This window comes from Bradyrhizobium sp. TM233 (assembly GCF_036247965.1).
Taxonomy (GTDB): domain Bacteria; phylum Pseudomonadota; class Alphaproteobacteria; order Rhizobiales; family Xanthobacteraceae; genus Bradyrhizobium; species Bradyrhizobium ottawaense.
Map to the genome: position 1 here is coordinate 42010 of NZ_BTIG01000034.1, position 9292 is coordinate 51301.

Here is a 9292-nt window from a genome sequence, read left to right on the forward strand (position 1 = left end):
TCTAACAAATCCATCAGAGGGGTACAAGCCTGCAAAGGCCCTGAATTCCACAGCTTTGCAGGAAAGTTCCTGGGCCTCCCCCGAATCGGCCCTTACCGCAGGTCCAGGCCGCTACCGGGTGCCCGGGCCCTATCGGGTCCCCGGGCCGCTACCGCGTGCCCGGCGTGCGCGGCAGCATCTGCTTGACCTCGACCGCGATCCGGTTGCGGTCGACCAGCACGACGCCGGAGGCAACCGGCAGATTATTGGCCAAAACCTTGACCTCATCGGCCTCGGTTGCGTCCAGCTCGATGATGGCGCCGCGGGAAAGACGTAATACTTGATGGATCGGCATGGTGGTCGTCCCGAGGACGACCATGAGATCCACGGTGACTTTATCGAGAGTGGGCACTGTCAGGACCGCCGCAACCAGGGACTAAGGACCAAGGACTTCGGACAAGGACTTGGCATTTGCGCCTGCAATGATCACCACGTTATGGTTAGCCAATGGTTAATTTGCCCCAAAACCCGCGCCAAGAGCTGGATTTGACGTCGTTTTCGGCGTCCCACGGCCAGCCCGTGGAGTGGCGAATCTCGGACGCGCCAGTGCCCTATCCGCAGGCGGTGGCCGAGATGGAAGCCCGGGTCGCCGCCATTGCGGCAGGCGAGGCCCCGGAGCTGGTGTGGCTGCTCGAACACCCCCCGCTCTACACCTCCGGCACCTCCGGCAAGGAAGCCGACCTGCGCGATCCCCGCTTCCCGATCTTCGCCACCGGGCGCGGCGGACAGCTCACCTATCACGGGCCGGGCCAGCGGGTGGCCTATGTCATGCTCGACCTCAAGCGCCGCCGGCCGGATGTCCGGGCCTATGTCGCGAGCCTGGAGGAGCTGATTCTGCGCACGCTCGCCGCCTTCAACGTCCGCGGCGAGCGGCGCGAGGACCGGGTCGGCGTCTGGGTCAGGCGGCCCGACAAGGGCGAAGGTTTCGAGGACAAGATCGCGGCGATCGGCGTGCGGCTGAAGCGCTGGGTCTCGTTCCACGGCATCGCCATCAATGTCGAGCCGGAGCTGTCGCATTTCGCCGGCATCGTGCCCTGCGGCGTCACTGACGCCCGCTATGGCGTCACCTCGCTGGTCGACCTCGGCCAGCTCGTGACCATGGCTGACGTCGACATCGCACTTCGGCAGGCGTTTGAGGGGCTGTTCGGGCCAACCAAGGCGTTGGTGCCGGAAGCGGCCGCCTAGGCCGCCTCCGCACGATCCAGCGACACGTCGAGCTTGCCGGCGATGTAGCGGCGCTCCTGGGTGAGGCCGCCAAAACCGTAGGCGTCGCCCTTGACCTCGTCGACATGCAGATAGGTCTCGGGATGCAGCGGCCCCAGGATCTCGGCCATGCGCTTGAACATGGCGGCAAGATAAGCGGCCTTCTCGTCCTTGGTGTTGGTGCCTTCGGTGACGTGGATGTCGATCCAGTAGCTGGCGAGCTTCTGCTCGGCGAGCGACCTGCCGCCGGCGAACCAGTCACCGGCCTCGACCGACTTCACGATGATGGCAGTCACCTTGGGATCCTTGTGCAGGATTTTTGCGGTGAGCTCGGACACGGCGTTCGCGATGTCGGCCTTCAGCGAGGGCGACTGGCGGGACGAGGTGTAGGACACGGTGATCAGGGGCATGATGGCTCTCCTCAAGATGCAGCGCGGGATTTGCGCGGCGTTGGTGAAAAGCTAGACCTCCCCTCGTCATTTTGGTATCTTATCTCTGTTGATACCAGTGATAACGATCCCTAATGACAACCACCCTCGACATCGCCACGATCAAGGCCTTCCTGCTGGTTGCCGACCTCCAGAGTTTTACGCGTGCTGCCGAGGCGCTGGGCACGACACAAGCCGCTGTCAGTCTCAAGCTGCAACGGCTGGAGGCGTTGCTGGCAAAACGCCTCGTCGAGCGCTCGCCACGCGCGGTCCGGCTCACTGCCGACGGCGCCAGCTTCCTCGATCGCGCCCGCGCGCTGATGGCGGCGCATGACCGCGCGCTATCGGGCGAGGCCCCGGCCGCGCAATCGCTCTCGCTCGGCATCTCCGATCACGCGGCAGGCCCCGAGCTGGTGCCGCTGCTGGAACGCCTGCACGCGATGTCGTCGAACCTCACCCTCGCCGTCACGATCGGCTTCTCGCGCGAGATGCAGGATGCCTACGACGCCGGCGAGCTGGACGCCGTGATCGTGCGCCAGGAAGGCAGCCGCCGCGGCGGCGAAAAACTGACCGAGGACGAATTCGGCTGGTTCGCGTCACGACGCTTCACCCTGCCGAAGGGCGAAGCACTGCCGCTCGCAACCCTCGCCCCGCCCTGCGGCGTCAGCGCCGTCGCCGTGCGCGCGCTCGACAAGGCCGGCCTCGCCTGGCGCGAGCGCTTTGTCGGCGGCGGCGTCACGGCGGTGGTCGCAGCTGCGCTCGCGGGACTTGCGATTGCGCCACTGGCGCGGCGGATCGCGCCTCCCGGGCTGGTCGACATTGGACCCGCGCACAGGCTGCCGAAACTCGGCAGCTCGAAGGTGATGCTACATTCGAAGGTCAGCGATCCCGCCAAGCTTGCGGCGCTACGCGCGGTGGCGGCGACGTTTCGGAGCGTCGCGGCCACCTGATGTCTCACAAAATCGCCTCGAACGCGCTGCGCAGCGTCTCGTGCCTGAACACAAAGCCGCGGCTCAGCGCCTTGTTGGGCAGCACGCGCTGACCGCCAAGCAGCAGCTCGTCGGCGAAGCCGCCGCCGATCCGGCGCAACAAGCCGCCGGGAATGCGGAAGATCGCTGGCCGATGCAGGCGGCGGCCAAGCTCCTCGGTGAATTTTGCATTGGTCACCGGGATCGGCGCGGTGGCATTGACGGGGCCCGACAGATCCGGCGTTGCCATCACATAGGCGATCAGGCGAATGAGATCGTCGCGCTCGATCCAGGACATCCACTGCCGCCCGGTGCCGATGGGACCACCGAGGCCGAACTCGAACGGCGTCAGCATGCGCGTGACGAAGCCGCCTTCTGTGCTGAGCACGAGGCCGATGCGCAAACAGACGACGCGCACGCCAAGCTCCTCCGCCGGCCGCGCCGCCTTCTCCCAGGCCGCGCAGAGCTCGTGGCTGAAACAGGCGTGCGACTTGGCCGACTCCGTCAGCACCTGGTCGGCCCACAATCCGTACCAGCCGATCGCGGAGCCGCTGACCAGCACCTCGGGCTTGCGATCGAGCCGCGCGATCAGTTTGACGATTTCGCCGGTCATGCCGATGCGGGAGCCAAGAATCTTCGCGCGCTTCGCCTCGGTCCACAAGCCGTTGCCGATCGGCTCGCCGGCGAGATTGACGATGGCGTCGATTGGCGTGTCCGCGGCGAGCTGATCGAGGCTGGTGATCAGCGTGACCGGCGGCGGCAGCATCTCCGCCTTCGCGGGATTGCGGATCAGCGCGATGACCTGATGCCCGGCGCCGCTGAGGCTCGCCGCGAGGCGGCTGCCGATGAAGCCGGTGGCACCGGTGATCAGCACCGTCTTGCGACCGGGGAGCTTTTCGACAAGTCCCTGCGCCGGCACGCTCTTCATTCGGCCGAGCCGGCGCATTGCGGCAAAATCCCTGAGGCCGCAGAGCGAGGCGCCAACCGCGCAGGCGGTCGCGGCGATGCTGAGCAGGCCCTGGTTCATGACGGTCACGCCAAAGGGCTGCATCGCCCAATCGGTCAGCACCGGCAGCAGCAGCACGAGAATGGCGCCGTAATTGATCGCGAGCAGTGTGTGATTGATGCGCTCGCTCGGCGGCAGTTTCCGGCTCAGATCCTCCTCGACGAAATCCATCAAGGTGATGACGATCTCGGCGACCAGCACCGCGACGATCAGCAGCGCCAGCAACCCATGAACCTCGAGCCAGCCGAGCACGAGGAACAGCAGCGCATAGAGCATGTTGCGGATACCGTGCAGCTTCAGCTCGAAGCGCTGCGACACCCGCCAGGCCAGACGCTCGGTGAATTCGTGGTGATAGAAGGTGTCGAACACGCCCATCACGATCTGGATGGCGATGAGCGTCCACAGCAGCGGCGTCATGATACGGCCTCCCTGAAGGTGGCGGACTGGTGGATCAGCGCGCCGTAACGTGGATGAATGACATCGAGGGTGAAGCGGAATGCGCCGTCGCCGAGGTCGCGGTGCGTCACCGTGAGATCGCCCGGCGTGAGCCAGCGCGGCAACGGGATCCACAGGCGTCCGAGCTGGAGCCCATAACCGGCGCTGCGGAAGGTCAGCGTCTGGTCCTCGACCGCGGTGCGGAGCGCCATCGAGACGCCGAAGCCGACATATTCCTCGAGCCCGGTCGGACCGGCAAAACGCTTGGCGGAATGGATCACATGCGGAAAGCCGCGCTTGCGCGCACAGATACGGGTCCAGGTCTGACCGCCGGTCGTGCCGTCCTCGGTCACGGTGACGATCATGGGAACACCGGTGTCGCGGCCGGTCGGCAGTGGCCCGCCGATCAGCTTTGCTGCCTGCGCGAACCACCAGCCGATCTCGCTGAAGGAGATCTCGTCGACCACGCCGACATAGACGACGCTGTCGCCGTCCGCGACGCGCTTGGAGAAACGCCGCCAGGTCGCGAGCGGCAGGCGGCCCCAATCCTCGTCCGACAGCAGCGCGCGGAAGCGGCGGTCGTCGAGCAGTTTGGTGTGAGCGGAGGTCGATGCGTTGGAGCCTGATAACCTTGCCGACGTCATCGCACCCTCCTCAGCGCTATTTGGCCTTGCCCAGCGGCAGCAGGCTGGCGATCTTCTCGCCAAGCCGCATCAAAGCGACCAGCCGCGGCCGCGGCACCTTCAGCATCTGCATGAACCAGTGATCGGCGAGCTCGGTGAAGGCGAGCATCTCCTTCAGCCGCTTGGCGGCGACCGGATGGATGGTCGGATCGCCGGCGGCATCGGACACGCAGGCCCTGAGCGCCGCGATCGCCGGATCGAGCTCCCGCTCCTTGCGCCGCGCCGCTATTCTGGCGGCGACCTCCCAGATGTCGGTCTCGGCCTCGTAATGGTCGCGGCGGTCACCGAGGATCGGCACGCGCCGGATCAGGGTCCAGGCGAGCAGCTCCTTGAGCGAGTTGGAAACGTTCGAGCGTGCCATGCCGAGCGTGTCGGCGATGTCCTCCGCCGTCATCGGCGCCTCGGCGAGATAGAGCAGCCCGTGGATCTGGCTGACCGAGCGATTGACGCCCCACTCGTCCCCCATGTCGCCCCAATGCAGGATGAAGCGCTCGACGGCGGATGGGAGTTTCTTCTTTCCGGTTATTTCTGTCATGACAGAAATATCTGACAACACCGTTCCCTTGTCAAGTCGGCTCGTCGCGTATACGGGTGCGCAATATCTGCCTAAAAATGTCCCAACTTCAGGGAACCATCCGCCTCTTGTGGCGTTTGCTCCCGTCGAGGCAGGGTCCCGGAATGATCGGAAAGTTCAGTCAACAGCGAGACTTGTTCGAGAGCGAGCGCAGTTTCCGGCTGTTGGTTGAGGGAGTTGCGGACTACGCGCTCTACATGCTCGACCCCAAGGGGATCATCACCAGCTGGAATATCGGCGGCGAGCGCATCAAGGGCTATTCGCCCGGGGAGATCCTCGGCCAGCATTTCTCCCGGTTCTACACCGAGACCGACCGCGCCAACGGCAAGCCGGCCCGCGCGCTCGGCATCGCGCGGGAAAAGGGCCGCTATGAGGAGGAAGGCTGGCGCGTCCGCAAGGACGGCACCTTCTTCTGGGCAAGCGTCGTGATCGACCCGATCTACGAGGACGGCGAGCTGGTTGGCTTCGCCAAGATCACGCGCGACATCACAGAACGCCGCAATACACAGCTCAAGCTCGAGGCGATGCAGAAGCAGCTCGCCGAGTCCCAGAAGTTCGATGCGCTGGGACAGCTCACCGGCGGGGTCGCCCACGACTTCAACAACCTCCTGATGATCATCAGCGGCAGCCTGCACATGCTGAAGCGGGGCGCCGACGACGCGGCCAAGCTTCAGCGCGCGATCTCGGCGATCGAGACCGCCACCAAGCGCGGCGCGGCGCTCACCAATCAGCTCCTCACCTTCGCGCGGCGACAGAGCGTCAATCCGCAGGCGATCGATTTCGCCGAACGCATCGCGGCAATCCGCGAGGTGCTCGATGCGGGCGTCGGCAGTTCCGTACGCCTGGCCTTCGACACCGGCCACGACGTCTGGCCGGTCAAGACCGATGCCTCCGAGCTCGAGACCGCGCTGCTCAACCTCGTCATCAATGCCCGCGACGCGATGCCCGACGGGGGCACGGTGACGATCGGCGCGCACAATGTCGTGCTGGACGAGCCGCCTCTCGCCGGCGACTTCGTCGCAATCGACGTCACCGATACCGGGCTCGGCATTCCCTCCGACGTTCTCGACAAGATCTTCGAGCCGTTCTTCACCACCAAGCCGATCGGAAAGGGCACCGGCCTCGGCCTTTCCCAGGTGCACGGCTTCGCCCATCAGGCCGGCGGCACGGTGAAGGTCGCGAGCGCGCTCGGCAAGGGCACGACGTTCACCATCCTGTTGCCGCGCGGAGAAGACACGCCATCGCGAGAGGCGGTTGGAGGACCATCCTTCCAAGGCAGCGGCACGGTGCTGCTGGTCGAGGACAATCCCGACGTTGCGCTCGTCAGCATCGGTCTTCTGGAGCAGCTGGGCTACCACGTCCGCCGGGTCGCCGACGCCGAAGCCGCCTTGCGCGAGATCGAGAATAACGGCGTCGACTTCGTGTTCTCGGACATCGTCATGCCCGGCAAGATGGACGGGCTCAGCCTCGCCCATCGCCTCCGTCAGATCCGTCCTGGCCTGCCGATCCTGCTCGCCACCGGCTACAGCGACGTCGCCGCCGGCGTGCGCGGCGATTTCCCGATCCTGCGCAAGCCGTATGAAATCCACGAGCTGAGCGAGGCGATTTCGAAGCTGCCGCGGTGAGGTTCTCGAGAGGTGAACACTTCGTAGGGCGGGCAAAGCGAAGCGTGCCCACCATCTCACGACGATCGCGAAAGTCGTTGTGGGCACGGCGTAAGAGCGCCTTTGCTCACCCTACGAGACCAACTTAGCTGCTCGGCATTTACCTTTCCCATGCGGCCGGCGCACAGACAGCACCTACACCGTCGGCAATACCGAAAACGCTTCCCCTGCCCTGCGCAGGTTCAGCTCATCGGCGCTGGCGGTCTCGCTCGTCACGCTGTCCACGCGCGAGGATGGCGGGCCATGGCGGCACAGCGCGACCATGTCGGCAACGTGCTTCGGGGCTCCCGCGAACAGCGCTTCGACGCAGCCGTCGCGGCGATTGCGGACCCAGCCTTCGAGGCCGCTCGCAGTTGCCTGGTACTCGACCCAGGCCCGGTAGCCGACGCCCTGGACGTGGCCGCGGATCATCACCTGGAGGATCGCCCGGCTCATTTCTTCAGCCCGAGAAAGTCGGCGCTGCGCGCCTTGACGTCGGCCTCGCGCGTGACGCGGTTGGTCAGGTCCGATGATGCCAGACCTCTCAGCGCCTTCGGCGCCGTGCCCTCGCGCAGCGCTTTCAACGTGTCGTGGACCGCCTGCGTCGCGGCGGCGATCGGCGCGTGGCCCTGAAGCGCGATACGCACGCGCTGGCTGGCGAGATAGTCGAGCGCGGTAAGCTCCTGCGGCGCTCCGCCGAGCACGATCGGCAGGCGCGTGGCGGACGCGACGGCCTCGAGCTCCGCGCGCGATGTGATGCCGGTGAAGAACAGCGCATCGACACCGGCAGCCTCATAAGCCTGCGCGCGGCGGATCGCGTCCTCGATCGAGGTGATCGAGGCCGCTCCCGTACGGCCCATGATGACCAGCGAAGGATCACTGCGGCCGTCAATCGCCGCTTTCATCTTGCCGACGCCCTCCTCGAGCGAGATCAGCTGCGTCCTCGCCTCGCCGAAGGCGGCCGGCAGCAGCGTGTCCTCGATGGTGAGGCCGGCGGCGCCGGCCGTCTCCAGCTCCTGCACCGTGCGGCGGACATTGAGCGCATTGCCATAGCCGTGATCGGCATCGACCAGTACCGGCAGGCTAGCTGCGCGCGACATCCGCCGCATCTGCTCGGCAAGCTCGGTGAGCGTGATCAGCGTGATATCGGGGTCGCCGAGCACCGCGAGCGAGGCGACAGAGCCGCCGAACATGCCAAGCGGAAAGCCGAGATCCTCGGCGATGCGGATCGAGATCGCGTCATAGACCGAGCCCGGATGGATGCAGGCCGAGCCCGACAGGATGAGGCGCAGTTTCTCGCGGCGGGAACGAAAGGCCATGGGCGCCTCACTCTTAATTCCTCATCCTGAGGAGCGCGCTCTTGCGCGCGTCTCGAAGGATGCAGGCCCGGCTGTGGCCTCGCCCTTCGAGACGCCGCGCAAGCGCGGCTCCCCAGGGTGAGGGTCGACTGTCGTGCTCCGGAGCGCTTTACGCAAACTCCAGGATCAGCGCGTCCACCGCCAGCGTCGCACCGGCGCTGGCGTGAACCTTCTTCACGGTGCCGTCCTGCTCGGCGCGCAGCACATTCTGCATCTTCATGGCTTCGACCACCGCGAGCGTCTCGCCGGCCTTGACCTCCTGCCCCTCGGTCACCGCGATCGAGACCACGAGGCCGGGCATCGGGCACAGCAGCTTCTTGCCGGTGTCGGAGGCCGTCGTCACCGGCATCAGCCGGGCCGAAGTCGCTTCCGCTTCGGTCCAGACATAGACCGGGACCTCGACGCCCTGATGCGCGAGACGAATGCCGTTGGGAATCGGCCGCGCCTGCACCGCGACGAAGTGGCCGTCGATGCTGCCTTGCCAGACCGGGTCGCCCGGCTTCCACGGCGAGGCCAGCAGATGTGCGTTGCCAGTCTTGCCTTCGGCATCGACGAAACGGATCGCGATCGCCTCGCCCTCGCGCGCGACCTCCAGCAATATCTCCTGGCGATCGAGCCAGACCGCGCGGCGGCGCTCGCGCTGCACGACGCGGCCGCCCATCTGCCCCGAGATCTGGCGCTTGCGCTCGCCGAGCACGTGATCGATGGCGGCGCCGACCGCGGCGATCCGCCGGGCGACCTCACCTTCGGGCACGCGCACCGCAAAGCCCTTGGGGAATTCCTCGGCGATGAAGCCGGTCGACAGCCGGCCCTCGCGCCAGCGCGGATGATGCATCAGCGCCGACAGGAACGGGATGTTGTGCCTGATGCCGTCGACATAGAACGAATCCAGCGCGGTCGCCTGCGCCTCGATCGCGGCCGCGCGCGAAGGCGCATGGGTGACGAGCTTGGCGAT

Annotated in this window: 11 protein-coding genes; 3 read left to right on the top strand and 8 right to left on the bottom strand. The window is 66.2% G+C overall.

The window, feature by feature from the left end:
* Window positions 1–148: 148 nt before the first annotated feature.
* Window positions 149–391, bottom strand: coding sequence for a FliM/FliN family flagellar motor switch protein (locus AABA86_RS32785; protein WP_011088012.1), 243 nt, complete (start codon window positions 389–391; stop codon window positions 149–151).
* 95 nt (window positions 392–486) lie between these two features.
* Between AABA86_RS32785 and lipB the strand changes: the two genes are divergently transcribed.
* The gene (gene lipB / locus AABA86_RS32790) at window positions 487–1224 is read left to right on the top strand and encodes a lipoyl(octanoyl) transferase LipB (RefSeq protein ID WP_212253714.1); all 738 of its coding nucleotides are present in this window, start codon (window positions 487–489) and stop codon (window positions 1222–1224) included.
* Here the strand turns inward: lipB and AABA86_RS32795 are convergent.
* Window positions 1221–1652, bottom strand: coding sequence for a tautomerase family protein (locus tag AABA86_RS32795; protein WP_212253715.1), 432 nt, complete (start codon window positions 1650–1652; stop codon window positions 1221–1223). The two genes, lipB and AABA86_RS32795, sit on opposite strands and share 4 nt — an antisense overlap.
* A 113-nt stretch (window positions 1653–1765) precedes the next feature.
* On the opposite strand from AABA86_RS32795, the gene AABA86_RS32800 reads away from it, so the two are divergent.
* Window positions 1766–2620: a LysR family transcriptional regulator gene (locus AABA86_RS32800; protein WP_338309704.1), complete on the top strand. Its 855-nt coding sequence runs from the start codon at window positions 1766–1768 to the stop codon at window positions 2618–2620.
* A 4-nt stretch (window positions 2621–2624) separates the two neighbouring features.
* On the opposite strand, the gene AABA86_RS32805 is transcribed toward AABA86_RS32800, so the two are convergent.
* Genes AABA86_RS32805 through AABA86_RS32815 form a run of 3 tightly spaced genes read right to left on the bottom strand, consistent with a single transcriptional unit; the run spans window position 2625 to window position 5297 of the window.
* Window positions 2625–4061: a TIGR01777 family oxidoreductase gene (locus AABA86_RS32805; RefSeq protein WP_338309705.1), complete on the bottom strand. Its 1437-nt coding sequence runs from the start codon at window positions 4059–4061 to the stop codon at window positions 2625–2627.
* Window positions 4058–4723 (bottom strand): DUF4166 domain-containing protein, encoded by a 666-nt coding sequence (locus AABA86_RS32810; protein ID WP_212253718.1) that lies wholly within the window; start codon window positions 4721–4723, stop codon window positions 4058–4060. The genes AABA86_RS32805 and AABA86_RS32810 overlap by 4 nt, the downstream gene beginning before the upstream one ends.
* A gap of 16 nt (window positions 4724–4739) precedes the next feature.
* Window positions 4740–5297, bottom strand: a complete 558-nt coding sequence (locus AABA86_RS32815) for a GbsR/MarR family transcriptional regulator (protein ID WP_212253719.1) — start codon at window positions 5295–5297, stop codon at window positions 4740–4742.
* A gap of 143 nt (window positions 5298–5440) precedes the next feature.
* Between AABA86_RS32815 and AABA86_RS32820 the strand changes: the two genes are divergently transcribed.
* Entirely contained in the window at window positions 5441–6961 is a 1521-nt protein-coding gene (locus AABA86_RS32820) for a PAS domain-containing sensor histidine kinase (RefSeq protein WP_212253720.1), read from the top strand.
* Window positions 6962–7135: 174 nt separating this feature from the next.
* On the opposite strand, the gene AABA86_RS32825 is transcribed toward AABA86_RS32820, so the two are convergent.
* From AABA86_RS32825 to AABA86_RS32835, 3 genes are all read right to left on the bottom strand, one after another.
* Window positions 7136–7435, bottom strand: a complete 300-nt coding sequence (locus tag AABA86_RS32825) for an acylphosphatase (RefSeq protein ID WP_212253721.1) — start codon at window positions 7433–7435, stop codon at window positions 7136–7138.
* Complete coding sequence (locus AABA86_RS32830) at window positions 7432–8298, bottom strand: isocitrate lyase/PEP mutase family protein (RefSeq protein WP_212253722.1); 867 nt, start codon at window positions 8296–8298, stop codon at window positions 7432–7434. The genes AABA86_RS32825 and AABA86_RS32830 overlap by 4 nt, the downstream gene beginning before the upstream one ends.
* A 148-nt stretch (window positions 8299–8446) precedes the next feature.
* Window positions 8447–9292 (bottom strand): biotin/lipoyl-containing protein (locus AABA86_RS32835; protein ID WP_338307181.1); only part of this gene is annotated, 846 nt, incomplete at its 5' end.

Coding starts and splice junctions, on each gene's coding strand:
- AABA86_RS32805 (WP_338309705.1), bottom strand. CDS start 4,061: ATGACGCCGCTGCTGTGGACGCTCATCGCCATCCAGATCGTGATGGGC.
- AABA86_RS32825 (WP_212253721.1), bottom strand. CDS start 7,435: ATGAGCCGGGCGATCCTCCAGGTGATGATCCGCGGCCACGTCCAGGGC.
- lipB (WP_212253714.1), top strand. CDS start 487: ATGGTTAATTTGCCCCAAAACCCGCGCCAAGAGCTGGATTTGACGTCG.
- AABA86_RS32800 (WP_338309704.1), top strand. CDS start 1,766: ATGACAACCACCCTCGACATCGCCACGATCAAGGCCTTCCTGCTGGTT.
- AABA86_RS32795 (WP_212253715.1), bottom strand. CDS start 1,652: ATGCCCCTGATCACCGTGTCCTACACCTCGTCCCGCCAGTCGCCCTCG.
- AABA86_RS32810 (WP_212253718.1), bottom strand. CDS start 4,723: ATGACGTCGGCAAGGTTATCAGGCTCCAACGCATCGACCTCCGCTCAC.
- AABA86_RS32820 (WP_212253720.1), top strand. CDS start 5,441: ATGATCGGAAAGTTCAGTCAACAGCGAGACTTGTTCGAGAGCGAGCGC.
- AABA86_RS32830 (WP_212253722.1), bottom strand. CDS start 8,298: ATGGCCTTTCGTTCCCGCCGCGAGAAACTGCGCCTCATCCTGTCGGGC.
- AABA86_RS32815 (WP_212253719.1), bottom strand. CDS start 5,297: ATGACAGAAATAACCGGAAAGAAGAAACTCCCATCCGCCGTCGAGCGC.